The 25,892-nt window shown below is 62.4% G+C and carries 23 protein-coding genes; all 23 read left to right on the forward strand.

Annotation, left to right across the window (positions count from 1 at the left end; genetic code table 11):
• The 23 genes from flgJ (at position 1) to F7R02_RS03210 (ending at position 25,620) form a co-directional block, all read left to right on the forward strand.
• Entirely contained in the window at positions 1 to 1,179 is a 1,179-nt protein-coding gene (flgJ, locus tag F7R02_RS03100; protein ID WP_078517241.1) for a flagellar assembly peptidoglycan hydrolase FlgJ, read from the forward strand.
• A gap of 11 nt (positions 1,180 to 1,190) precedes the next feature.
• Positions 1,191 to 3,065 (forward strand): flagellar hook-associated protein FlgK, encoded by a 1,875-nt coding sequence (gene flgK, locus F7R02_RS03105; RefSeq protein ID WP_078590972.1) that lies wholly within the window; start codon positions 1,191 to 1,193, stop codon positions 3,063 to 3,065.
• The gene (flgL, locus tag F7R02_RS03110) at positions 3,065 to 4,270 is read left to right on the forward strand and encodes a flagellar hook-associated protein FlgL (protein ID WP_078590973.1); all 1,206 of its coding nucleotides are present in this window, start codon (positions 3,065 to 3,067) and stop codon (positions 4,268 to 4,270) included. Before flgK ends, flgL begins: the two co-directional genes overlap by 1 nt.
• A gap of 318 nt (positions 4,271 to 4,588) precedes the next feature.
• Positions 4,589 to 5,788: a flagellin gene (locus F7R02_RS03115; RefSeq protein WP_039407711.1), complete on the forward strand. Its 1,200-nt coding sequence runs from the start codon at positions 4,589 to 4,591 to the stop codon at positions 5,786 to 5,788.
• Between the two features lie 273 nt (positions 5,789 to 6,061).
• On the forward strand, positions 6,062 to 7,387 hold the full coding sequence (gene fliD, locus F7R02_RS03120; protein ID WP_039407713.1) for a flagellar filament capping protein FliD: 1,326 nt from the start codon (positions 6,062 to 6,064) through the stop codon (positions 7,385 to 7,387).
• Between the two features lie 150 nt (positions 7,388 to 7,537).
• Entirely contained in the window at positions 7,538 to 7,951 is a 414-nt protein-coding gene (gene fliS / locus F7R02_RS03125; protein WP_014090121.1) for a flagellar export chaperone FliS, read from the forward strand.
• 8 nt (positions 7,952 to 7,959) lie between these two features.
• A complete protein-coding gene (locus tag F7R02_RS03130; RefSeq protein ID WP_008575949.1) occupies positions 7,960 to 8,253 on the forward strand; it encodes a hypothetical protein in 294 nt (97 codons plus the stop codon).
• Positions 8,253 to 8,819, forward strand: a complete 567-nt coding sequence (locus F7R02_RS03135) for a PilZ domain-containing protein (RefSeq protein WP_008575948.1) — start codon at positions 8,253 to 8,255, stop codon at positions 8,817 to 8,819. Before F7R02_RS03130 ends, F7R02_RS03135 begins: the two co-directional genes overlap by 1 nt.
• A 68-nt stretch (positions 8,820 to 8,887) precedes the next feature.
• Positions 8,888 to 9,520 (forward strand): response regulator transcription factor, encoded by a 633-nt coding sequence (locus tag F7R02_RS03140; RefSeq protein WP_003482986.1) that lies wholly within the window; start codon positions 8,888 to 8,890, stop codon positions 9,518 to 9,520.
• A 216-nt stretch (positions 9,521 to 9,736) separates the two neighbouring features.
• Complete coding sequence (rpoN, locus tag F7R02_RS03145) at positions 9,737 to 11,140, forward strand: RNA polymerase factor sigma-54 (RefSeq protein ID WP_078590974.1); 1,404 nt, start codon at positions 9,737 to 9,739, stop codon at positions 11,138 to 11,140.
• A gap of 8 nt (positions 11,141 to 11,148) precedes the next feature.
• The gene (locus F7R02_RS03150; protein ID WP_003482992.1) at positions 11,149 to 11,532 is read left to right on the forward strand and encodes a response regulator; all 384 of its coding nucleotides are present in this window, start codon (positions 11,149 to 11,151) and stop codon (positions 11,530 to 11,532) included.
• Positions 11,525 to 13,009 carry a sigma-54 dependent transcriptional regulator gene (locus F7R02_RS03155; protein ID WP_078590975.1) on the forward strand — a complete coding sequence of 495 codons (1,485 nt, stop codon included), beginning with the start codon at positions 11,525 to 11,527 and terminating at the stop codon, positions 13,007 to 13,009. The genes F7R02_RS03150 and F7R02_RS03155 overlap by 8 nt, the downstream gene beginning before the upstream one ends.
• 118 nt (positions 13,010 to 13,127) lie before the next feature.
• Positions 13,128 to 14,237, forward strand: a complete 1,110-nt coding sequence (locus F7R02_RS03160) for a DegT/DnrJ/EryC1/StrS family aminotransferase (protein WP_078590976.1) — start codon at positions 13,128 to 13,130, stop codon at positions 14,235 to 14,237.
• A 64-nt stretch (positions 14,238 to 14,301) separates the two neighbouring features.
• Positions 14,302 to 14,523, forward strand: a complete 222-nt coding sequence (locus tag F7R02_RS03165; protein ID WP_003482998.1) for an acyl carrier protein — start codon at positions 14,302 to 14,304, stop codon at positions 14,521 to 14,523.
• Positions 14,524 to 14,527: 4 nt separating this feature from the next.
• Positions 14,528 to 15,565 (forward strand): ketoacyl-ACP synthase III, encoded by a 1,038-nt coding sequence (locus F7R02_RS03170; protein ID WP_033483627.1) that lies wholly within the window; start codon positions 14,528 to 14,530, stop codon positions 15,563 to 15,565.
• Positions 15,562 to 16,326: an SDR family NAD(P)-dependent oxidoreductase gene (locus tag F7R02_RS03175; RefSeq protein ID WP_033483629.1), complete on the forward strand. Its 765-nt coding sequence runs from the start codon at positions 15,562 to 15,564 to the stop codon at positions 16,324 to 16,326. Before F7R02_RS03170 ends, F7R02_RS03175 begins: the two co-directional genes overlap by 4 nt.
• Complete coding sequence (locus tag F7R02_RS03180) at positions 16,323 to 17,057, forward strand: SDR family NAD(P)-dependent oxidoreductase (RefSeq protein ID WP_078590977.1); 735 nt, start codon at positions 16,323 to 16,325, stop codon at positions 17,055 to 17,057. Before F7R02_RS03175 ends, F7R02_RS03180 begins: the two co-directional genes overlap by 4 nt.
• Complete coding sequence (locus F7R02_RS03185; protein ID WP_005914424.1) at positions 17,054 to 17,707, forward strand: acetyltransferase; 654 nt, start codon at positions 17,054 to 17,056, stop codon at positions 17,705 to 17,707. The genes F7R02_RS03180 and F7R02_RS03185 overlap by 4 nt, the downstream gene beginning before the upstream one ends.
• A gap of 3 nt (positions 17,708 to 17,710) precedes the next feature.
• Positions 17,711 to 18,856: an aromatic ring-hydroxylating oxygenase subunit alpha gene (locus tag F7R02_RS03190; protein ID WP_078590978.1), complete on the forward strand. Its 1,146-nt coding sequence runs from the start codon at positions 17,711 to 17,713 to the stop codon at positions 18,854 to 18,856.
• Positions 18,846 to 19,469 (forward strand): LbetaH domain-containing protein, encoded by a 624-nt coding sequence (locus tag F7R02_RS03195; protein ID WP_078590979.1) that lies wholly within the window; start codon positions 18,846 to 18,848, stop codon positions 19,467 to 19,469. Before F7R02_RS03190 ends, F7R02_RS03195 begins: the two co-directional genes overlap by 11 nt.
• A gap of 14 nt (positions 19,470 to 19,483) precedes the next feature.
• Positions 19,484 to 20,701, forward strand: coding sequence for an FkbM family methyltransferase (locus tag F7R02_RS03200; protein ID WP_078590980.1), 1,218 nt, complete (start codon positions 19,484 to 19,486; stop codon positions 20,699 to 20,701).
• A gap of 27 nt (positions 20,702 to 20,728) precedes the next feature.
• A complete protein-coding gene (locus F7R02_RS03205; RefSeq protein WP_033483722.1) occupies positions 20,729 to 22,099 on the forward strand; it encodes a polysaccharide pyruvyl transferase family protein in 1,371 nt (456 codons plus the stop codon).
• A 23-nt stretch (positions 22,100 to 22,122) separates the two neighbouring features.
• Complete coding sequence (locus tag F7R02_RS03210) at positions 22,123 to 25,620, forward strand: glycosyltransferase (RefSeq protein ID WP_078590981.1); 3,498 nt, start codon at positions 22,123 to 22,125, stop codon at positions 25,618 to 25,620.
• Positions 25,621 to 25,892 lie beyond the last annotated feature (272 nt).

A 25,892-nucleotide genomic window follows, 5' to 3' on the forward strand; every position in this document is an offset into this window, starting at 1 on the left:
ATGCGTATCGCAGCCTCGCCCATTGATCTCAACCCGAGCACCAAGGCCGATCCCGCAAAGATCGACAAGGTCTCCCGTCAGCTCGAAGGTCAGTTCGCGCAGATGCTGGTCAAGAGCATGCGCGATGCGAGCTCCGGCGACCCGATGTTTCCGGGCCAGAACCAGATGTTCCGCGAAATGTACGACCAGCAGATGGCCAAGGCGTTGACCGACGGCAAGGGGCTGGGTCTGTCGGCGATGATTTCCAAGCAGCTCAGTGGCGATACGGGCGGCCCGGCCTTGAACACCTCGTTGAGCACCGCCGAAGCGGCGAAGGCGTACGCCCTGGTCGCCGGCAAGCGCGATGCCTCGTTGCCGCTGCCCGCCCGCGATGGTGCGGCCACCGGCACCACGACCGGCAGCGTGGCGAAGGCGGCCCTGGGCGCAGGCAACCTGAGCGGCATCGGCATGAGCCAGGTGCTGGATCTGATTGCCGGGCGTACCGGCGCTGGCGAAGCCGGCAGCGACGATGCTGCCGCGCTGAGCTGGCCGTCGGCCAACGATCGCTGGGCCGACGTGGCCGCCAGCGATGCGGCCGATGCCAATGCCGCGGTGAATGCGAGTGCCGCCAGCAGCGCCGCTGCCAGCCTGGGCGAGCGCACGCCGGAAGGCTTTGTCGCCAAGATCTGGACGCATGCGCAAAAAGCCGCGCGCGAACTGGGGGTGGACCCGCGCGCGCTGGTGGCACAGGCCGCATTGGAAACCGGCTGGGGCCGTCGCGGCATCGGCAACGGTGGCGACTCCAACAACCTGTTCGGCATCAAGGCCACCGGCTGGAGCGGCGACAAGGTCACCACCGGCACCCACGAATACGTCAACGGCGTCAAGACCACCGAAACCGCGGATTTCCGCGCCTATGGCTCGGCCGAGGAGAGCTTTGCCGACTACGTGCGGCTGCTGAAGAACAACAGCCGTTACCAGACCGCGCTGCAGGCCGGCACCGATATCAAGGGTTTTGCACGCGGCTTGCAACAAGCCGGGTACGCCACCGATCCGGGCTATGCGGCCAAGATCGCGGCGATCGCCAACGGCCCGACCATCGACCGTGCGGTGGCCGCCATCGGCAACGCGGCGGCCGATCTGTCCAACCGCTATGCCAGTACCGCCGAGCCGGCCGGACTCGGCACCATCCGTCGCTGAGGTAAACGCTCATGTCCATCATGTCCACCGGGACCAGCGCGCTCATCGCCTTCCAACGGGCGTTGTCGACCGTTAGCCATAACGTCGCCAACATCAATACCGAAGGCTATAGCCGCCAACGTGTGGAATTTGCAACGCGCACGCCCACCGACATGGGCTACGCGTTCGTGGGCAATGGCGCCAAGATCACCGATGTGGGCCGGGTCGCCGACCAGCTGGCCATCTCGCGCCTGCTCGACAGCGGCGGCGAACTCTCGCGCCTGCAGCAGCTGTCCTCGCTGTCCAACCGCGTCGACGCGCTGTACTCCAACACCGCCACCAACGTGGCCGGGCTGTGGTCGAATTTCTTCGATTCCACCAGCGCGGTATCGTCCAACGCCTCCTCCACCGCCGAGCGCCAGAGCATGCTCGACAGCGGCAATTCGCTGGCGACGCGCTTCAAGCAGCTCAACGGGCAGATGGACAGCCTGAGCAACGAAGTCAACAGTGGGTTGACCTCCTCGGTGGACGAAGTCAACCGCTTGACGCAGCAGATCGCCAAGCTCAACGGCACCATCGGCAGCAGTGCCCAGGCGGCAGCGCCGGACATGCTGGATCAGCGCGACGCGCTGGTGAGCAAGCTGGTCGGTTTTACCGGCGGCACCGCGGTGATCCAGGACGGCGGCTTCATGAACGTTTTCACCGCCGGCGGCCAGCCGCTGGTGGTCGGTACCACCTCTTCCAAACTCGTCACCGTTGCCGACCCGTATCAGCCGACCAAGCTGCAGGTGGCGATGCAGACCCAAGGCCAGAACGTCAGCCTCAGCGCCAGTTCGCTGGGCGGCCAGATCGGCGGTCTGCTGGAATTTCGCAGCAGCGTGCTGGAGCCGACCCAGGCCGAACTCGGCCGCCTGGCCGTGGGCATGGCCAGCACCTTCAATGCCGGCCACAGCCAGGGAATGGACTTGTATGGCGCGATGGGCGGCAACTTCTTCAATATCGGTTCGCCTACCGTTGCCGCCAATCCGAGCAATACCGGCAGCGCATCGTTGAGCGCCAGTTTCAGCAACGTGAGCGCCATTGACGGCCAGAACGTCACGCTCAGCTTCGACGGCACCAACTGGAAGGCCATCAACGCCAGTACCGGCTCTGCCGTGCCGATGACCGGTACCGGCACCGCCGCCGACCCGCTGGTGCTCAATGGCGTCAGCATGGTGGTGGGCGGCACGCCGGCCAGCGGCGACAAGTTCCTGCTGCAGCCCACCGCCGGGCTGGCCGGCAGCTTGTCGGTGGCCATTACCGATCCCTCGCGGATTGCCGCCGCCACCCCGGTCAAGGCCACCGCCACGGTCGCCAACCTGGGTACCGGCAAGATCAGCGACGTCAAGGTCACCAATGCGCAGAACCCCGCGCTGCTGACCCCCTCGTCGATCGAGTTCATCGACGCCAACCAGTACACCATCGACGGCGCCGGCCCGTTCGCCTACACCGCCGGCCAGACCATCAGCGCCAACGGCTGGAGCTTCACGCTGGACGGCGCGCCCAAGGCCGGCGACACCTTCGGCGTCGGCCCGATGGGCGCAGGCTCCAGCGACAACGGCAATGCCAAATTGCTGGCCAACATCGACGATGCCAAGGCGCTCAGCGGCGGCACGGTCACCCTCAATGGCGCGCTCTCCGGTCTGACCACCTCGGTCGGTTCGGCCGCGCGTGCGGCCAGCTATTCGGCCGATGCGCAGAAGGTCATCAACGACCAGGCGCAGGCCAGCCGCGACTCGATTTCTGGCGTCAATCTCGACGAGGAAGCCGCCAACATGCTGAAGCTGCAGCAGGCCTACCAGGCCGCCGCACAGATGATCTCTACCGCCGACACCGTCTTCCAAGCCATCCTGGGTGCCGTACGCTGATGACCGACCGTATCTCCACCAGCATGATGTACAGCCAGTCGGTCGCCTCGATGGGCGCCAAGCAGTCGCGGCTGAACCAGCTCGAATCGCAGCTCTCCAGTGGGCAGCGCCTGGTCACCGCCAAGGACGACCCGGTGGCTGCGGGCACGGCGGTCGGCCTGGACCGCGCCCTGGCGGCGATCACGCGCTTCGGCGAAAACGCCAACAACGTGCAGAACCGGCTCGGGCTGCAGGAAAACGCGCTCTCGCAAGCCGGCGACAAAATGGCGCGCGTCACCGAATTGGCGGTGCAGGCCAGCAATTCTTCGCTCAGCCCCGATGACCGCAAGGCGATCGCCTCGGAACTGACCGCGCTGCGCGAGAGCATGGTGAGCCTGGCCAACAGCACCGACGGCACCGGGCGCTACCTGTTCGGCGGCACCGCCGATGGCAGTGCGCCTTTCATCAAGAGCAATGGCGGCGTCACCTACAACGGCGACCAGACCCAGAAGCAGGTCGAAGTGGCGCCGGACACCTTCGTCAGCGACACCCTGCCCGGCAGCGAAATCTTCATGCGCATCCGCACCGGCGACGGCACCGTGGATGCGCACGCCAACGCCGCCAACACGGGGACCGGCTTGCTGCTGGATTTCAGCCGCGATGCGAGCACCGGCAGCTGGAACGGCGGAAGTTACAGCGTGCAGTTCACCGCCGCCGACACCTACGAAGTGCGCGACAGCACCAATACGGTGGTCGGCACCGGCACCTACAAGGAGGGCGAAGACATCAACGCCGCCGGCGTGCGCATGCGCATCAGCGGCGCCCCGGCGGTAGGCGACAGTTTCCAGATTGGCGCCTCCGGTACCAAGGATGTGTTCTCCACCATCGGCGACCTGGTCGGCGCGCTCAACTCCGATACGCTGACCGCGCCACAGAAGACAGCGATGATCAACACGCTGCAGTCGTCGATGCGCGACATCACCCAGGCGTCTTCGAAGATGATCGATGCGCGCGCCTCCGGCGGCGCGCAGTTGTCGGCCATCGACAATGCCAACGCATTTCTCGAATCCAACGAAGTCACCCTCAAGACCAGCCTGTCGTCGATCCGCGATCTGGATTACGCCTCGGCGATCGGGCAGTACCAACTCGAGAAGGCCTCGTTGCAGGCCGCTCAAACGATTTTTCAGCAGATGCAGTCGTCGTCGTTGTTCAACATCATCCGCTGATTTTGCCGCAGAAAACCTGGGTTTTCTTCGCTCCTGCGCGTGAGCGCTTGCGCAGGCGGACGGAGTTTATTTTTCGAAGATTTATACCAACGCTAAAGATTGGCGGGGTGCTGCCGAATAAACCAAACCCCGTGATACACAACGCTTACGTATTTCGTCCCGACGCAGAACGACAGTAAAAAATACTGAATTTCGCTAAAGGTTCCCGACGCAACGCCGTTATTCATCTCAGCAGCGGCAACGGCCAACTTGATGGCCCCCCTGCGGAGGCTCCAGGCAAGTCCCCCTTGCCGGAAAAATCGCTTAGGAGAAATCAAAATGGCACAGGTAATCAACACCAACGTAATGTCGCTGAACGCTCAGCGGAACCTCAACACCAACAGCTCCAGCTTGGCGCTGAGCATCCAGCAGCTCTCGTCTGGCAAGCGCATCACCAGCTTTGCCGTAGACGCAGCCGGCGGCGCAATCGCCGAGCGCTTCACGACCCAGATCCGCGGCCTGGACGTTGCCTCGCGCAACGCCAACGACGGCATCTCGCTGTCCCAGACCGCCGAAGGCGCGATGCAGGAAATCGGCAACAATCTGCAGCGTATCCGCGAGCTGTCGGTGCAGTCGGCAAATGCAACTAACTCGTCCACCGACCGCGAGGCCCTGAATTCCGAAGTCAAGCAGCTGACCGCGGAAATCGACCGCGTCGCCAATCAGACAAGCTTCAACGGCACCAAGCTGCTGGACGGCTCGTTCTCCGGCGCGCTGTTCCAGGTCGGCGCCGACGCCGGCCAGACCATCGGCATCAACAGCATCGCCGACGCCAACATCGATTCGCTGGGCAAGGCCAACTTCGCTGCCGCCGTTTCCGGCGCCGGCGTGAGCGGCACCGCCACCGCCTCCGGTTCTGTCAGCGGCATCAGCCTGTCGTTCAAGGACGCCAGCGGTTCGGCCAAGAGCATCACCATTGCCGACGTCAAGGTCGCTGCCGGCGACACCGCTGCCGACGTCAACAAAAAGGTTGCCTCGGCGATCAACGACAAGCTCGACCAGACCGGCATGTACGCCTCGATCAAGAGCGACGGCTCGGTGCAGATCGAATCGCTGAAAGCTGGCCAGGACTTCACCTCGCTGTCGGCCGGCACCTCCAGCGCCGCTGGCATCACCGTCGGCGCCGGCATCACCACCGCTTCGGCCGCTTCCGGCTCCACCGCTTCGACCTTGGGCAGCCTGGATATCTCCACGTTCTCGGGCGCACAGAAAGCACTGGAAATCGTGGACAAGGCGCTGACCACGGTCAACTCCTCGCGCGCCGACATGGGTGCGGTGCAGAACCGCTTCACCTCCACCATCGCCAACCTGAGCGCAACCTCGGAAAACCTGTCGGCCTCACGCAGCCGGATCGCCGATACCGACTATGCCAAGACCACCGCCGAACTGACCCGCACGCAGATCCTGCAGCAGGCCGGTACCGCGATGCTGGCCCAGGCCAAGTCGGTTCCGCAGAACGTGCTGAGCCTGCTGCAGTAACTGGCAGCCACCTGCCGCCGCAACGCGGCAGTGCTCCGCAGCAAGTCCAAAGCCCCTCTTCGGAGGGGCTTTTTTTGTGGCCGCAGCCCGTCCACGCCAGCCATGGACGGTTTATTGACGCGCGCCGCCGGCCACCACGGGCATGGAACTTGCATCGATAGCCGTCGTGCGCGTGACCCCTCGCCGCCGCTAAAGTCCTCGCGGATGCGGCCGATACCCGTCACGTAATCCCATGCGTCCGTCTGTTTCGGGCGCCCAGACGAGGAATGCAAGATGGCATCGGTGATCAGCACTTCCGCCTCCGGACTGGACATCCCTACCGTGGTGTCCACCCTGGTGTCCCGGCAGAGAGACCCCGAGCAGGCACGCATCAACAAGGCCGGCACCGCCGCGACCACGCAGTTGTCGGCGATCAGCCAGATCAAGAGCAGCATGACCACGCTCAAGTCTGCGCTGGACAAGGTGATCAGCAGCGCCGACACCAACGCGTACAAGGCCACGGTGCCGACCGATGCCGGTTTCACCGCCACCACCACCAGCTCGGCGGCGCCGGGCAACTATTCGGTGGAAGTGGTCTCGCTGGCGACCTCGCAGAAACTGGCCTCCCGTGCATTCGCTGCCGATGCCACCGTGGGTAGCGGCACGCTGACGATCGGCTATGGCGATCAGAGCGTCACCGTGGACATCAGTGGCACCGACAAGCTCACCGACATCGCTGCGGCCATCAACAAGGCTGCCGGCGGCAAGGGCGTGACTGCCAGCGTGGTCACCGCCAACGATGGCCAGCACCTGGTCTTCAATGCGGTCGATTCCGGCACCAAGGGCGCACTGACCATCAGCGCCAGCGACCCCAGCCTGAGCAGCCTGACCTACGGCCCCGGCGTCACCGGCGGGCTGAATCAGACCGTCGCCGCCGCCGACGCGCTGGTACGCGTGGACGGTTTCGAGCGCACGTCCAGCTCCAACACCGTCAGCGACATCGTGCCCGGCGTGGTGCTGACCCTGACGAAGGCCGCTGAAGGCACCAAGTTCAATCTGGGCGTGGCCGCCGACACCAGCGGCCTCAAGGGCAACCTCACCGCCTTCGCCGCGGCCTACAACACCGCTAACACGCTGCTGGCCAAGAGCAGCAGCTACGATGCCACCACCAAGACTGCCTCGGCGCTGACCGGCGATTCGCTGGTGCGCAGCCTGCAACAACAGCTGCGCGGCCAGGTCAGCGGCAACGTCAACGAACTCAAGGCGGTCGGCCTGACCATCGACAAGGATGGCGTAATGAGTTTCGACGGTAGCAAGTTCGACACCGCCATCGCCTCGGACGGCGGCGCCGCGGCCGAGGTGTTCGGCAAGGACAGCAAGTTCGGTGGCAACCTGACCAAGCTGCTGGACAGCAACGTCAATGCGACCAACGGCACGCTGACCCTGCGCTCGGACAGTTTGAACAAGACCATCAAGGGCTACGAATCGGACCTGGACGATCTCGATGCGCGCATGGAAAAACTCAGCGACCGCTACACCGCGCAGTTCGCCGCGATGGACGCCATGATCAGCAAGTTGCAAGGCAGCACCAGCTCGCTCAGCGGCCTGCTGACAAGCTGATTTCCGTGATGACGATCCTCAAGTCCTGTCAGGATATTGCCGATACAAGTAAGGCCTATCGTGATTTCGGCCTTGCCTTCCGGCAGGAGCGTCGTCGCAGGAGCGCAGCGCTCCGGGACCAGCGAAGGTCAGCCCATTGAGGAGTCATCCATGTACGGTTCCAATCGTCAGTATGCCGAGCAATATCGCAAGGTCGGCGTGTCCACCAGCGTGACCGAAGCCGATCCGCACAAGCTGGTCTCGCTGCTGTTTGCCGGTGCTTGCCAACGCATCCGTCTGGCCCAGGCCTGCCTGGCGCAGGGCGACCAGGCGCGCAAGGGCAAGGCCATCGGCGAGGCTTGCGCGATCGTCGGTCACTTGAACGGCTCGCTCGATCACGAAGCCGGTGGCGAGATCGCTGGTAACCTCTCGGCCCTGTACGACTACGTGATGCAGCGGCTGACCGCGGCCAACCTGCACAACGACGAGACCGCGTTGACCGAAGCGCTGGGGTTGCTCAGCGAAATCGACTCGGCGTGGAACTCCATCCCCCTCGAACAACGCGGCCTTTCCGCCGTTTCGTGAGTCCTGCCATGCATAGCGTGCAAAGCCTTCAAGCAGAAATCGCCGACCTCCGCCTGGCCATGGCGCAAGAGGAGTTCGAGGCGATGCCGCAAATGCTGGACAACCACGACCTGCACCTGCGCGAATACGCGCAGCAGGTGGACATCCAGCAGGACCGCGACGCGCTGCAGGCCTTGCTCACCATGCATCAGGACTTGATGCGGATGATGCGCGAGCGGCAGCGCAAGCTGCTGGAACTGATCCGCGCACAGCGCACCTCATCGTCGGCCAGCCGCGCCTACGCGCGGGTCGGACGGATCTGATGAGCGCGCTCGGCACACTCGCGCCATCGGCCGATGCCGAGCTGTTTGCCGACACGCTCAGTTGCCAATTGCAGTTGCCGGCCGGCTTCCGCGCCGGGAGCGATGCCGGCGCGCACAGCGCCGCTGAAACCCTGTTGCGCAGTCTCGGCCAGGTTGAAGACCTGCGTAGCGAAGAAACCAGCGAAGACCGCGGCGAACTGCCGCTGCTGGTGCAGCGCATGGACGCCAAACTGGATTTGATGCTGGCGCTGATCGGCCGCCTGGTGCGCCAGGGCGACAGCGGTCTGAGCCAGGGAATGGTGCACTGGTCGGTGCGCGGGATCCGCCTGAGTTGCGCAACCAGTCACCCGCCCGGCACAACCGGCGCCGTTTGCCTGCAGCCGTCCGACTGGCTTCCTGAACTTGTACAGCTTCCTGCTACCGTCCTGGCGAACGCGAGCGATGGCCACGATGTCTGGCTGTGGCTGCGGTTTGCCCCGCTCGCGCCAGGCCTGCAGGACGCGCTGGAACGCCACCTGTTTCGCTTGCACCGCCGTCAGATCGCCGACGCCCGCCGCCAGCGTTGATCCGATAGTTGGCGCCGGGCGCCGGGTCAGCTAAGGTGCCCTTTACTGAAAAAGGTCTCTTCTGCGCCGTGCGAGTCATCATCGTCGACGATCACACCCTTGTCCGTGCCGGCCTGTCCAGGCTGTTGCAAACCTTCGCCGGCATCGATGTCGTGGGCGAAGCCAGCAATGCGCAACAAGCCCTGGACATGACGTCCCTGCACCGGCCCGACCTGGTGCTGATGGACCTGTCTTTGCCCGGCCGCAGCGGCCTGGATGCCATGACCGACGTGCTGCGCGCCGCGCCGCGCACGCACGTGGTGATGATGTCGATGCACGACGACCCGGTGCATGTGCGCGATGCGCTCGATCGCGGCGCGGTCGGCTTCGTGGTCAAGGACGCCGCGCCGCTGGAGCTGGAATTGGCGTTGCGCGCTGCCGCCGCCGGGCAGGTGTTCCTGAGCCCGCAGATCTCGTCCAAGATGATTGCGCCGATGCTGGGCCGCGAAAAGCCGGTCGGCATTGCCGCGCTGTCGCCGCGTCAGCGCGAGATCCTGCGCGAAATCGGCCGCGGCCAGAGCAACAAGGAAATCGCGGCCGATTTGGGCATCAGCGTCAAGACCGTGGAAACCCACCGCGCCCGCATGATGGAATCGCTCGGATGCCGTCGCGCCAACGATCTGGTGCTGCTGGCCGCCAAACATCACAACGAGTTGGTCTGACGCGCCATCCGGGCAAGCGTGGGCCAGCGACGCTGAAAACAGTGACGGGATTCCGGCGGGCACGCTTGAGCCCGCCGGCAACGTCAGGAAGTTCCTGACAAACTGTCGGGAAAATCATGAGTCACCTCACCTGACTCCCTGATTAGAAACCCGTCGCGTTGTCCTGCAAGATGCATTCCATCGCTGCTGCGTGCAGCGCCCATCGGAAGCGCTTCCATGAAGACGACCATTTCCGCCCAGCTTGGCCAGCAACTGCACCTTACCCCGCAGTTGCTGCAGTCGATCCGTCTATTGCAATTGGACGGCATGCAATTGGAACTGGAAATCCGTCGTGCCCTGGAAACCAATCCGTTGCTGGAGTTGGAAGAGCTGGCCGATAACGGGGATCAGGCCGCCACCAACAACGATGGCGCCAGCGATATCGCCGCGTTCGACGAGCTGCCGGAAAGCACGATGTGGGACGTGCAGGGCGGCAGTTGGAACGATGGGGACGACGATCGCATGCAGCGCGTGGCCGCCGGCGAGTCGACCGACCCGCATGTGCGCATCCTGCGCGAGCTGGCGCTGGACCTGGACGAGGCGGCATTGGGGGCCGCTGCGTTCTGGCTGGAGCAGACCGACGACGCCGGTTATCTGACCGAAGCGCTGTCGACGCTGCAACAGCTGGGCGCCACCCGTCTGGGCATGACCGTGCAGGCGGTCGAAGCGATCCGGCAGCGGTTGCTGCACGGCGACCCGGCCGGTCTGGCCGCCTGCGACCTGCGCGAGTGCCTGCAGGCCCAGTTGAGCGCCCTGCCCGGCCGCGTGCCGGCGCGCCACCTGGCTGCGCGCATCCTCGACGGCGATCTGGAGCTGCTGGCCGCGCACGACTACACGCTGCTGGCGCGCGCGCACGATGCCGAAGTGGACGATGTCCGCGAAGCGGTGCGGCTGATCCTGTCGCTGCAACCGCGCCCCGGCGACGACCTGCTGCAGGAGAGCAATGCCAGCGTGATCCCGGATGTGCTCGCCTGGCATGCCGACGACAGCTGGCGCGTCGCACTCAACCCGGCCACCACCCATCGCGTCAGCATCAACCCGGTGCACGAACGCGCGCTGGCCGACGCCGGCGAGACCGCGCAGCCGTTGCGCGACATGCTGCAGGAAGCGCGCTGGCTGACCCGCGGGCTGTCGATGCGCTATGAGACCCTGCTGCGCGCCACGCGTGCCATCGTCGAACGCCAGGCCGCCTTCCTGGCGCGTGGCGAAGAAGCGATGGCACCGCTGACGCTGAAGGAAATCGCCGACGAGATCGGCATGCACGAGTCGACCATTTCGCGCATCACCACCGGCAAATACATCCAGACTCCACGCGGCACTTTCGAGCTCAAGCACTTCTTCGCGGTGCGGCTGGAAGGCGCCAGCGTCTCCGGCCAGGCCGTCAAGGCGATGGTGCGCCGCTTGATCGAGAGCGAGCCGGCCGGCCGGCCGCTGGCCGACGAGGCGATTGCCGGCTTGCTGTCGCGGCAAGGCGTTAACATTGCGCGCCGCACCGTGGCCAAGTACCGCGAACAACTTGATATCGCACCGGCACGCGAGCGCCGCCGCACCACTAAACCGCTGCTTGCCCGGGCAGGATAAGGACTACTATGAGCAAACTCACCGTGCTGCTGGTCGACGACCACGAGGGCTTCATCAACGCTGCGATGCGTCATTTTCGCAAGGTCGATTGGCTCAATATCGTGGGCAGTGCCGCCAATGGGCTGGAAGCGATCGAGCGCTCTGAGTCGCTGCGCCCCAATGTCGTGCTGATGGACCTGGCCATGCCGGAGATGGGCGGCCTGCAGGCCACGCGTCTGATCAAGACGCAGGACGATCCGCCGTATATTGTCATCGCGAGCCACTTCGATGATGCCGAGCATCGTGAACACGCTCTTCGCGCGGGTGCTGACAATTTTGTCAGCAAGCTGTCCTATATCCAGGAAGTCATGCCAATCCTGGAGGGCCTGACGGAAGGAGCCAGGAATGAGTGAGTCCCGCATTCTGTTGATCGACAGTGACGCCGTGCGCGCCGAGCGCACCGTGTCGCTGCTCGAGTTCATGGACTTCAATCCCCGCTGGGTCACCGACGGCGCCGACATCAATCCTGGCCGTCACCGCCACGATGAGTGGATGGCGGTGATGGTGGGCTCGGCGCAGGACGCCGCACAGGCCGACAAATTCTTCGACTGGCTGGCCGATGCCAAGCTGCCGCCACCGGTACTGCTGATGGAGGGCAGCCCGAGCGCGTTTGCGCAATCCCACGGCCTGCACGAAGCCAATGTGTGGGCGTTGGACACTCCCCTGCGGCATGCGCAGCTGGAAGCGTTGCTGCGCCGTGCCAGCCTCAAGCGGCTGGACGCCGAGCACCAGGCCGGTGTGCAGCAGGACTCCGGCCCAACCGGCAACAGCGAGGCAGTGACCCGCCTGCGCCGGCTGATCGACCAGGTGGCCGCGTTCGACACCACCGTGCTGGTGCTGGGCGAATCCGGCACCGGCAAGGAAGTCGTGGCGCGCGCCATCCACCAGCATTCGCCGCGGCGCGACGGGCCGTTCGTCGCGATCAATTGCGGCGCGATCCCGCCGGATCTGCTGGAAAGCGAACTGTTCGGCCACGAAAAAGGCGCCTTCACCGGCGCGCTGACCACCCGCAAGGGTCGCTTCGAGATGGCCGAGGGCGGCACGCTGCTGCTGGACGAGATTGGCGATATGAGCCTGCCGATGCAGGTCAAGCTGCTGCGCGTGCTGCAGGAGCGCAGCTTCGAGCGCGTTGGCGGCGGGCAGACCATCCGCTGCAACGTGCGCGTGATCGCCGCGACCCACCGCAATCTGGAATCGCGCATCAGCGATGGCCAGTTCCGCGAGGACCTGTTCTATCGCCTGAATGTGTTTCCGATCGAAATGCCGGCACTGCGCGAGCGCGTGGACGATCTGGCCATGCTGGTACAGACCATTGCGGGCCAGCTGGCACGCACCGGTCGCGGCGAAGTGCGCTTTGCCGACGAGGCCCTGCAGGCGCTGCGCAGTTACGATTGGCCGGGCAATGTGCGCGAGCTGACCAACCTGGTCGAGCGCCTGGCGGTGCTGCATCCCGGCGGGCTGGTGCGGGTGCAGGATCTGCCGGCGCGTTATCGCGGCGATTTCGCTTCCGCCATTCCGGTCGAGCTGCCGCCGGAGCCGGAGTTGGTGGCCGCACCGGTGGAGGTCAGCGCACTGCCGAGCAATGTGGTGACGCTGCAACCGAAGACCGCCGATGCCGAGCCGGCGGCGACGTCCAGCCTGCCGGACGACGGCATCGATCTGCGTGGGCATATGGCCAATATCGAGTTGGCGTTGATCAACGAAGCATTGGAACGCACGCAGGGCGTGGTGGCGCATGCCGCTCAGCTGCTGGGCCTGCGCCGCACCACGTTGGTGGAGAAGCTGCGCAAGTACGGCATCGATCGCGAGCAGACCGAGCTGGCCAACTGAGCCAGCACGCGCTCGGGTTCCGCTCGCTGGCATAGCGCTTGCTTTAGCAGGATCACTCCGTTCGCAGCCGCCGGCTGCGACGGAATCCCGACCTTCACCAGCACTTGCCGAGGCATTGATGCCCATCCCCGTCACCAGTCCGCTGCTGCCGCCGCTGGAAGAATTTCTGCCCTATCTGGAGCGGATCTGGACCAGCCGCATCGTCAGCAACGGTGGCGAGATGCACCATGCACTCGAACGCGCACTGTGCGAGTACCTGGGGGTGCCGCACCTGGCATTGCTGACCAACGGCACTACCGCCCTGATCACCGCGCTGCAGGCGCTGCGCATCACCGGTGAAGTGATCACCACGCCCTACTCGTTCGTTGCCACCGCGCATTCGCTGTTGTGGAAAAGCATCAAGCCGGTGTTCGTGGACATCGACCCGGTGACGCTCAACATGGACCCTTCGAAGATCGAAGCGGCCATCACCCCGCAGACCACCGCGATCATGCCGGTGCATTGCTACGGCACTGCCTGCGATACGACAGCCATCACGCGTATCGCCGACATCTACAACCTCAAGGTCATCTACGACGCTGCGCATGCATTCGGTGTGCGCGACGACGGCGGCTCGATCCTGCGCCATGGCGACCTGAGCGTGTTGAGCTTCCATGCGACCAAGGTCTTCAATACCTTCGAAGGCGGCGCGATCGTCTGTCCCGACGAAAGGAGCTACCAGCGCATCGGGCATCTGAAGAACTTCGGCTTCGTCGACGAAACCACGGTGGTGGCACCGGGCATCAATGGCAAGATGAACGAGATCAGCGCGGCGTTCGGCCTGCTGCAGCTGCAGCACATCGACGACGCCATCGCCCAGCGCAGCGCCATCGATGCGCAATACCGCCAACGGTTGAGCGATGTGCGCGGCATCCGCTGCGTTGCGCGGCCGGCACATTCCCGCCCCAATTATGCGTATTTCCCGGTACTGGTGCAGGACGAGTACCCTCTGTCGCGCGATGCGCTGTACCAATTGATGCGCGAGCACGGCATTCTGGTGCGGCGCTATTTCTATCCGTTGATCAGCGACTTCCCGATGTACCGTGCTCTGCCCTCGTCGGCGCCGGCATGGTTGCCGGTGGCGCGCTCAGTGGCGGCGCAGGTGTTGTGCCTGCCGATTTTTCCTGGCTTGAGTCGCGATCAGGTCGATACCATCGCCGATCTCATCGCCGGCCAACAGGCGACATGACCGTACAACGCTGCACCTGCATTTCAACCTCACATCTCCACAACAGGCACCCAGGCGAGCTCGCATGACCCAGGCAACATTTATCGAGAACTTCCTCTCCGCCACCGACTTCCAGGAGCCGGTGGAGGTCACCATGGACACCGCGCTGGCCGACTTGCCTGAGTGGGATTCGCTCTCAGCGTTGGGGGTAATCGTCATGTTCGACGTGGATTACGGAAAGGTCATTACCGGCGACGATCTCAAAAACTGCGTCACCCTAAACGATCTCTACAAACTGCTGGGGTAAAGCCATGGGACTGTCCACTCTTAGTAATGTCCGCTTTGCGGGCATGGCGAGTTGCGTGCCCAAGCGGATCATTTCCAACCTGACCGATTGTCCGCCGAAGATGCGCTCAGAGCGCGAGCGTCTGGTGCGTAACATCGGCATCGAGTTTCGTCGCATTTGCCCGAGCTGGCAGACATTTTCCGATCTGGCGCTCATCTCCACGGAAAAGCTGCTTGCAGAGCTGCAATGGGACAAGGAAGAAATCGATGCACTGATTGTCGTGACGCAATCACCCGACTACCCCATCCCAGCCACGGCCATCATCATGCAGCACCGGCTGCAATTGCCACAGACCGCTATCGCCTTCGATGTCAATCTCGGCTGCTCCGGCTATCCCTTTGGCCTGCACCTGGTGGGCAGCATGATTGCGGCGGGCACCATCAAAAAAGCGCTTCTGCTGGTCGGCGACCGCTCCGCCACACTTCTGGACCCATTGTTCTCCGACGCGGGCACCGCCACGGCGCTGGAGTTCGACAAAAATGCGCCACCAATGCATTTCGACTTGAACAGCGATGGCAGCGGCTACCGGGCCATCATGTTGCCCATAGGCGGACATCGCGAGCCTTACGGACCTCAGCATATCTCTCCTACACGTGACGAAAATGGTGTGCTGCACTGGCCAGGTGAGCTCATTCTGGATGGCCCGGCCGTATTGAGCTTCTCGACCCAGCGAGTGCCTCCAGCGGTGGAAAGATTGCTTGAGTATTCCGGTGCAGCTAAGGACAGCGTTGATTTCTTCGTTTTCCATCAGGCCAACAAAATGATCAACGAAACCATCCGCAAGAAGTTGGCGCTGCCTACAGAGAAAGTGCCGTCGACCCTGCGAGACTTCGGCAATACCAGCGGCGCTTCCCTGCCCATCACCATGACCGTCCGTCTGAACGACACGCTGATCAAGGCCAGGCACCGCCTGTTGCTTGCCGGCTTCGGCATTGGCCTGTCCTGGGGCACAGCCATCGTGGACGTCGAGAATGCAGTCTTTCCGGCACTGATCGAAGCATGAACGCCGAGCGCGATCCGTTTTCCCTGGAAGGCAGGCGCATCCTGGTGACTGGTGCTTCGTCAGGTATCGGTCGACAAATTGCCATCACTTGCTCACAAATGGGAGCCTGCGTCGTCATCACCGGGCGCAATACCGCGCGGTTGCAGGACACATTCAACCAACTGGAGGGCCAAGGCCACACGCAAGTGGTGGCGGACTTGGCGGAACAGGAAGGCATTGACCGGGTCGTTGGTGCAAGCGGCATCATCAATGGCTTGGCACACGCAGCTGGCATGTCCAAGCTGACTCCCTTTCGAATGATCGGTCATGCGCACCTGGACGAGACATTTGCAAGCAACACCTACGCACCCATGCTACTGACGCGAAACCTATTGGCGAAGAAGCAGATCGCGCCGGGCGGATCGCTCTTATTTATTGCCTCAATTGCCTCACATATCGGCCCGCTGGCGAGCAGCGCATACGCTGCCAGCAAAAGCGCCCTGCTGGGCATGATGCGCTCGCTGGGTATGGAAGTGGCCAAGCAAGGCATGCGCGCCAACTGCATCGCACCGGGTTACGTACGCACTCCTCTGCTGGATGGCTTGCAGGGAAGCGGCGGCAATATGGACAGCCTGTTTGACTTGACGCCACTTGGCATGGGCGAGCCGGAAGACGTGGCTTATGCAGCAGTGTTCTATCTTTCGGATGCCAGCCGCTGGATCACGCGCAACCACTTCATTCTTGATGGCGGTTTTTCTGTACCGATGGACATCTACGCATGAGTAACGCGGCGCAACGCGCTTTTTCACTGGATGGCAAGACCATTTTGGTCACAGGCGCTTCATCGGGCATCGGCAGGCAGATTGCCGTTTCCTGCGCGCGACGCGGGGCGTGCTTGGTCATTACCGGACGCGACGCAGATCGCCTTCAGGAAACCTACAATCTGCTAGAGGGGCAAGGGCATCTCCAGGTGCTGGCCGACCTGACCGACGCCGAAGGCCGTGACCGACTGGCACAGGGCGTTTCCAGCCTAGATGGCTTGGTCCACTGCGCTGGCAGGCAGCGCTTGAGCCCTATCAGGCAGTTGACCGAGAAGCTCATGACCGATGTCTATGCAGTCAATTTCCTGGCCCCTGTCATGCTCACCCAGCGGCTGTTGCAGGCCAACGCTCTTGCGCCTCAAAGTTCCATCGTCTTCATGCTTTCCACTGCGGCCCATATCGGCACACCTGGGGTAGGACCATATTCGGCCATGAAGTCAGCCCTGCTCGGCATCATCCGTTGCCTGTCCATGGAGCAGGCCAAACGCAAGATTCGGGTCAATGGCATGTCTCCCTCTGCAGTCGTGACGCCCATCTGGGACGCAACCCATCTAGAAGCACAGCGAAAACGCCATCCGCTCGGATTAGGTACCCCGGAGGACGTGGCAAACGCTGCAATCTATCTATTGTCCGATGCCAGCCGCTGGGTAACCGGGACCAGTTTGGTAATGGACGGTGGGGCTGTCCTGTGACCTATTCCGTGCTCATCGTCGGCGCGGGCGGCTGGGGCCGCGAGGTCCTGGAGCAAATGCAAGGTGATATTGCACATGGCAAGGAATGGGAAGTCACCGGATTCCTGGACAGCCGCGAGCATATTCTCGATGGCTTCGATACTGGGGTACCCATCGTCGGCGACCCTTTGACATACGTGCCGCGTGGCAACGAGGCTTTTGTCTGCGCGCAAGGCGACCCATTGGAACGGCGGAAGTACATTCAGCCGCTGCTTGCGAAGGGGGCCTCGTTCATCCCGATCTGCACCGAGGCGCACCTCAGTCGCCGCGTGCGTCTAGGCACAGGTTGCTTTCTCGGCAACCAGGTCCACGTTGGGCCCGATGTGTGGATCGGGGATTTTGCAAATCTGCTCACTTGGTCGGTGATTGGACACGATGTTCGCATTGGCAATTATGCTCATGTGGGCGCACAGGTTTTCATGGGCGGCGGCGTGCAGATAGGCGACTTCGCAGTCGTGCACCCGCGTGCCACCCTGGTGCCCGGTATCAAGGTAGGTGAGCACGCCGTCGTCGGCACCGGTGCAGTCGTGCTCAAGGATGTGCCAGCGGGCGCCACCGTGTTCGGCAATCCGGCCAAGATCGTATTCCACAAGAACATGACGATGGACTGATCCATGCGATCCAGGATGCACCCCAACTATTACTTGTCGCAGGAAATCTTTGATCGCGAGCGGCGCAAGATCTTCCGCAAGGTGTGGTTGTTCGCAGGGCTTAAGACGCTGCTGAAGGATCACAATTGCTTTATCACACGCAAGATCGCGGGTGTTCCTCTGGTGATCCAAAACTTCAACGGGCAAATCCGTGCGTTTGAGAACGTCTGCCTCCACCGCAGTGCACTGATTCAAACCGGTACTATCGGTTGCCGGCCTTTGGTGTGCCCCTACCACGCGTGGAGTTACGACGAACAAGGCCGGGTAAAGAACATCCCGGACTGCGATGCGATCTACCACCTGGACAATAGTGAAAAGGCCAACTTGAAGCTGCGCGAATTCTCACTGCGCGCCATCGGCAACCTGCTGTTTGTCAACCTCGATCCCAACCCAATGCCAATCGAGGAGCAGTTTTCGGCAGACTTCATCGCCTTGCTGGAAAGCAGCTCCAACGCCTATGACACCGAGGTCATGGTGACCACATGGCATGGCCGGTACAACTGGAAGCTGGCCTACGAGAATCTGCGGGACGCCAACCACCCGCGCTTTGTTCACCCCAAAACCTTGGCCAAAAGCGTCAACTTCACTCCACAGGTAAACGAGGAACAAGCCAAGGAGTCCATGGAGACCTTGCAGGATACATCGCCCGCAGCGCTGAGGCGCGAGATGCGCCGCTTCAGTTTCGGCGGCCCGGAAGCCACCATCCCCAACCTTAAGCACTTCGGCTGGCACGATAAAGTGGAACGCTGGGGCAATCAGGATGCCTACTTCAACTGGTTGGCTTTCCCGAACTTGCATATCGCAAGTGCGAACGGCGGCTACTCCTTCACGCTGGAACACCACATCCCGATCGCGCCGGACAGGACCGACTTGGAAATCTATTGGTTCAGCGCACGCAAGAAGCGGCCTTATGGGTTTTCCGGCCAGGTGTTACTGGCACAAATGCACGGCAGCAAAACGGTGGTGGGCGAGGACGTGGACATCATGGAGCGGGTGCAGGCCGCATTGCACACAGACGCTCCGCTGCCCACCCAGGGCGTCTACGAATCCATGAATCGCCTGGTCGAACGCTGGTATGAAACCCTGATGGAAACCGAACATGAAATCTAGGTGGATCATCGGGAGCAGCGAATACCTCGACCTGGCCTTTCATGCTTGGAAGCAGGCGCGTCGGGAAGAGAACGTCATCAGGATCGAGGTGCCACAAGACTCCGAACACGAATTCGATCTTGGCGTGCTGGATGGACTGAATCCCACCGACGGGGCCATGTTCGTGGCGTTCGACGAACGCTTCGGCAACTTCAAGCGCATGGAACTGATGCAGGCAGCGATGGAGCGTGGCTTCAAGCTGGAGCCGTTCATCCACTCCAGCGCAGCCATCGGCGCTGACACGGCCATTGGGCTCAACGCATTCGTGAGCGCCAATGCTGTCGTTGGGCACAGGTGCAGGATCGACTATAACACCGTCATCCATGCCGGCACGCACCTCGGACCCGCATGCCGCGTTAAATCTTCATGCTGGATAGAGAATGGTGTGCAAATCGGCGCGGGTGTGGAGATCGGCGGCAATAGCGTTCTGCGGACCGGCGTCATCGTGCGCGGGGGCGTCAAGGTCGGACGAAGCTGCGAACTTGGCTGGCCGCGTGTCTATTCCGAGGAAGTGCCTGCCAAAACCTATTTCGACGCCCGCTACGACACTCCAATCCATGTTTATGGAATTTAAGCCAGGGACAAATCATGCAAACCGGCATTCAATTCAAACTAGATATAGACCCGCAGGCAATGGAAGAAACGTTTCAGGTTGCAGCTGAGGGCCTGACTAGTGATCCGATGTTTGGTATTCCCGAGGACGTTCGCCATCTCATTGCCAAATTTGGCGACGAAGTCAAGGTGATTGTTTTAGGAACTCAGGGGTTCGGCTCGCATTTGCTGAACCTGAAACAGGAGCGGCATTGCAATGTGATCGCCTCGGTTGACGACTTCCGCTATCACTCTGGTGCACTATATTACGGCACTCCCATTATCTCGACGGACAAATTCATTGAACTGGCTAAGTCTGGCGACACCATCGCCCTCAACACCTGCCGATACGATGGACCCAAGCGATTTTTTGACCAGGTCTGCAGGCAGCACGGGATTGCTCATATCAACTTTGAACAGGCTGTTCGCGCTTTCGGTCTACAGGGGCGTGTAGATTTCCGGGTGGACGACTGGGGACGGGAGATCGTGCGTAACGTTCCCAGGTTTCAGCGCTTGGCAAACCGCTTTTCCGATGCCTACTCGGCACAAACCCTGTTCTCTGTCCTCAACTTCCACCTGACCTGTGACCCTGAGTACTACCACGAAATCGAGCGCCCCTACACCACTTTGTACTTCCGCTCCGGCCTTCTGCAATTTGGCAGCACGGAAAAGATGGTTGATTGCGGCGCCTCAATCGGCGAGTCACTCGCAGGCCTGATTGGTGTTACCAAGGGACAATTTTCGCGTTCGTGGATGATTGAACCAGATCGGATCAACATCGGCACACTTACGAACGTGTTACGCCGCTACGAAGGCACATCTCTGGCGTCGAGAATCAGTCTGCACGGCTGCGGCGTAGGCGAAGTACGAGACAGGGTTCCGTTCAACCACGAGGGCGGCCACGGTGGCTTCGTCAAGCCTTCAAGTGAAGTTTTCGAACCGGCGGACATCATCGATATATTCCCCATCGATGATGTCATCGACGATGCACCCACCTTCATCAAGATGGACATAGAGGGCTCGGAACTTTCGGCACTGAAAGGCGCGCAGGGTGCGATTGCTCAGTGCAAACCCAAAATGGCGATCTCTGCCTATCACAGGGCTACCGACCTGCTGGATCTAAGCGATTTCGCCCTATCTCTGAACCCGGATTACAGGATCGGCCTACGCCATCACACGCCAGATCGCTGGGATACCTGCCTTTATTTTTATTAACGCTCTGCCTTAAAAATGAGCGGATCGATGACTGACCCAAGCAAGATTTTCCTTTTCAACTCGGCCCTTCCTGAATCTCTGGAGATCTCGGATTTCCTGAAGGGCATGGGGCCGTCCCAAGACAATATCAGAGGCCAGAACATCGGCAACGGCTACATCGCCTATGGTTTTTTGAAGGCGCTGTTTGGGCGCCCGGTGAAGCTTGACCACATTTCCAATGCACTGGAAGCAACGCTATCCGATCAACTTGCAGAAGAGATCAATGCAAAGTACTCGCATCTCGTCTGGACCATGAAGGATGACATCCGGGAGGACTTCTCGGGCCTTCCCATTGAGCGAATTACGCACTTTCTCGAAAAAATCATGATCCCGGTTGTACCGGTGAGCCTTTGCGCGAACTCATTCAACGGCTACGACCCGGGCTTGGCCAAGCGCTTAAGCCCCAATCAGAAGCGTTTTTTCTCCCTTCTTTCCGAAAAGTCCAAGTTGATTGGTGTTCGCGGATATTATTCCGCCGAGATCTTGAATAGCCTCGACATAAAGAACGTCAAGGTAATTGGATGCCCGAGCTACTTCGAGAACGGACCTATCCGGACTCTGCACAAAAAACCATGGAATGCGGATAAGGTCGTCACTACGGCCACATTCTTCAATTCCGGGCTGCCGCGGACATCCCATCTGCTGCAGGATGAATTGTATTTCATCAACTTACTCTACCTTGAAAAAGCACTGCCATCGACCCTCAACATCACAGCGCAACCTTTCAATCTCGATGAAATACCCACGTCCTTCCAACTATTGGCCAAGGCCATGGCTGGACGACTGGAATTTTTCTCTGATTACAGCCGATGGGCCACGTTCTTCAAAAGCAACGACCATTGCCTCACGATTGGAACCCGGCTTCACTCCGGAATCCTGTCGATCAATAGCGGCGTCCCCGCCATCGTGACCAATCCGGATTCCAGGGCCAGGGAAACTTGCGAATACCTCCGCATCCCTTATGACCCAAGCCTGCACAGCCGAAGCAACATCCGTGAAGTTTTCGAGAACCTCGACCTCTCGGAAATGAACAACGCTTACCCTGCTTTGCATAAGGAATTTCTTGATTTCCTCGACGCAGTTGGCCTTACGCCTTGCACGCTATCTCATGAGAGACCGTGCTTTGAATTTCCGGATCTGAAGAAGAGCACTAGCCCGTCAGTTGCAGCTGAGCTACATGAAGCCTACACCGAACTCGTAGAGAATCTGGACCGCGAGCTTGTTGTCCGGAGAGAGCACGGCGGAGAGATATCTCGACGCTTGGTAAATAAATTCCAACTCCTAAGACGGCGCTATCCTGGGCTGACGCGCAAGGAGTATCTGGATTACCTCAGCCGGTTTTCGGGTGAAGCAAAGTGACACCGAATCTTGTCAGCATCGTCATGCCGACCTACAAGCCGCGCTACTTCGCGCAGGCGCTGGAGAGCGTGCTGGCGCAGACCTATCCGGCGTTGGAGCTGATGATCTGCGACGACAATGCCGATGGCGCCATTGAGGCTGCGCTGGCGTCCAGGTTGGCGGATGCGCCCTTCCCCGTTCGCTACCACCGCAATACGCCGCGGCTTGGCGAGCTGGTCAGCACGATCAAGGGGATTGGCCTAGCGCAGGGCGAGTACATCAAGTTCCTGCATGACGACGATGTGCTGCAGTCCGAATGCATTGCTCAGTTGGTCGAGGCGATCGAGCGCAACACGGGCACGGCGATGGCATCGTCGCGGCGGGTGCGCATCGATGACGACGGGCAGCCGCTGCCGGACATTCTGGCCACCTGCTTCCCGTTTGCCGACGACGTGCTGATCGACGGGCCGGAGCTGGTGTCGTTTCTGGCCGACAACACCATCAATTTCATCGGTGAGCCGAGTTGCGTGCTCGCGCGGCGTGCGGATCTGTTGGCGTTGGGCAACGACCTGATGGCCTTGAACGGCAAAGCCATCCATTGGGTCGGCGATCTGGCGATCTACGTTAAGCTGCTGCGCCACGGCAACCTGGCGATGCTGGCCAGCCCGCTCACGCAGTTTCGGGTCTCCAGTGCGCAGTTCAGTCAAGGGGGGCGCGACCAGCCCGGCATCGGCGATCAGGGGCATGAAGACTTGCGCCAGGGCATCCGCCAGCTCGGCTGGCGACGCGAGAGCGGCGATAACCGGCAGGTGCGCGTGGCCCCGCTCAGTCCGCACAAGGCGCGCGTGTTCAAGCCGGTGGATCTGGTCAATGCGTTGATGCAAAGCGCCGGCATGGCCGAGCGCGTGTCGCCGACGACCTGGCTGGGCGTGCGCCATCCGAGCACGGTGCAACGTGCATTGATCCAGGCGCGCCTGCGGGCGCATTCCGGCGGGCCGCGCATCGCGGTGCTGCTGATCGACCGTCACGGCGATGCCGCAGCGGTCGCTGCAACGCGCGACAGCCTGGACGCGGTCGCTTGCTATCAACAGCATCGAACCTGGGTCGTCAGCAGCTCGCCGCAGCAGGTTGCCGCGCACGGCGAGCGTGGTGTGCTGATCGGGGCGCACGGCCTGGCAGCAACGCTCAACCGGGTGATCGCCGCACAGGATGCGATCGATTGGGTGCTGCTGGTCGATGCCGGCACCCTGTTCACCGCCAGCGGGTTGATGATGCTGGCGCTGGAAATGCTGGCGTTACCCGACGACTGCCAAGCCGTCTACGCCGATGAAGTGATGGCGCTGGACAACGGCCAGTTGGGGCTGGCGCTGCGGCCGGCGCTGTATCTGGACATGCTGTTGAGCGCACCGGCGACGCTTTCGCGGCACTGGGCGTTCCGGCACCGCGCGCTGTTGGCCGATGGCGGTTTTCCCACCGGGCCCGGCGCGGCATTCGAGCTGGATTACCAGCTCGGCCTGATCGAGCGTTACGGGTTGGCCTGCATCCGTCATATTGCAGAACCCATCCTGATCGCATCGGCCACGCCGCAGCACGACGACGAAGACGAGCGCCGGGCGATTGCGCGCCATCTCGCCGAACGCGGTTACGTGGACGCCCTGGTGCACAGCGCCGGTCCCGGCCGGCATGCGGTGGACTACCGCCATGCGCAGCAACCGCTGGTGAGCATCATGGTGCTGGTCGATGGCCGGCTGCCGCAGGTACAGCGCTGCCTGGAAAGCATTCTTGCCAAGACCAGCTATCCGCATTACGAGGTGTTGCTGCTGGATCGCGGCACCACCGAGCCGGATCTGCATGGCTGGCTGAGCGGCATCGAGAATCTGGGCATGCAGCAGATCCGCTTGCTGCGCTTTGCCGCCGAACCACCGCGTGAGGCGGTATGCAATGCCGCGGTGGAGCACGCACGTGGGGAGGTGGTGTTGTGGCTGGCAGCGGGTGCGGCGGTGATGAAGGCCGATTGGCTGGAGCAATTGCTCAACCACGCGCTGCGCCCGGAGGTCGGTGCGGTCGCGGGCAAGCTGCTGCGCGGCGACGGCACCGTGCATCACGCCGGACTGCTACTGGGCCTGGGGGCACCTGCAGCGCGCGCGTTCGAAGGTGCGGCATTCGATGAATCGGGCTATCTGCAGCGTCTGCAACTGGACCAGAACTACAGCGCGTTGAGTGGCGAATGCCTGATGCTGCCGCGCCAGCTGTTTGTGGACGCCGGCGGCTTCGACCTGGAGCCGGCGCTGGCGCAGTGGAGCGATGTCGACCTGTGCCTGCGCTTGCAGCAGGCCGGCTATCTCAATGTCTTCGCGGCACGTGCGCAGCTGTTGATCGATCCGCCCGACACCACGCCCGCCACGTCACTCGACGAGGAAGCGATGTACGCGCGGTGGCTGCCGATGATGGCCAACGACCCAGCCTATAACCCGGGATTTTCGCTGGACTCCGGTGCCGGCTTCGCGCTGGCCGACCCGCGCGCGAGCTGGCGGCCGTTGCAGTCGTGGCGACCGCTGCCGAGCGTGATCGCGTTGCCGGCCGATATCGAAGGCAGCGGCCACTACCGGGTGATGCAGCCACTGCGCGCCTTGCGGGAGGCCGGAATGGCCGAAGGGGTGTTGTTAAACGGCTACCTGGAGATCAGCGAGCTGACGCGCCAGGATCCGGACGTGGTGATCCTGCAACGCCAGGTCGGCGAAGCGCGGCTGGACGCCATGCGGCGCATGAAGGCGTTGTCGCGCGCGTTCAAGGTGTACGAACTGGACGACTACCTGCCCAATCTGCCGCTGAAGAACGCGCACCGCGAGCACATGCCCAAGGACATCCTGAAGACGGTGCGGCGCGGGCTCGGCATGGTGGACCGTTTCGTGGTGTCCACCCCTGCCCTGGCCGAGGCGTTCGCCGGGTTGCACAGCGATATCCGGGTGGCCGAAAACCGCCTGCCGCCCCATTGGTGGGAACATCTGCCGGCGCGAGGCGAGCGCCAGGGTGGCAAGCCGCGGGTGGGTTGGGCCGGCGGCGCCAGCCATACCGGCGACCTGGAGCTGATCGCCGATGTGGTGCGGGAATTGGCCGACGAAGTGGAATGGGTGTTCATGGGGATGTACCCATTCGCGCTGCGCCAGCACATCCATCACTTCCAGCCCGGCGTGCCGATCGACCGCTACCCGGCCGCGCTGGCAGCATTGGACCTGGATCTGGCGCTGGCACCGGTGGAGCAAAACCTGTTCAACGAGTGCAAGAGCAATCTGCGCTTGCTCGAATATGGGGCATGCGGGTATCCGGTGATCGCCAGCGACGTGCGCTGCTACCAGGGCAGCCTGCCGGTGACGCTGGTGAAGAACCGCTACCGCGACTGGATCGGCGCCATTCGCGAGCATCTGGCCGACCCGGACGCGTCAGCGGCGAAAGGCGCAGCGTTGCGCGAGGCGGTGCACCGCGACTGGATGTTGAGCGGCAGCCATCTGGATACCTGGCGCGCCGCCTGGTTGCCGGGCTAGCGCGCGGTTACGCTGGTTTTGACGGTGTTGCCCTCATCCGGCGCTGCGCGCCACCTTCTCCCGCTAGCGGGAGAAGGAAAGCCTGGCTGCGCTTGATTTTCAGGGTGTACTGCAAAAGCCCGGCTGCACGTGATCTGTCGGTTGCACTGCAAGTGGCCATCCATCGGCTCCCGTCCCCGCTTGCGGGGAAGGAGCCCAAAGGGCGGATGGGCGCGTGCGTCGGCACGCTGGCGCCGCGTGAAGAAATGCCCGGCTGCGCTTGATCTGTCGGT

This window comes from Xanthomonas cissicola (assembly GCF_008801575.1).
Lineage (GTDB): Bacteria > Pseudomonadota > Gammaproteobacteria > Xanthomonadales > Xanthomonadaceae > Xanthomonas > Xanthomonas cissicola.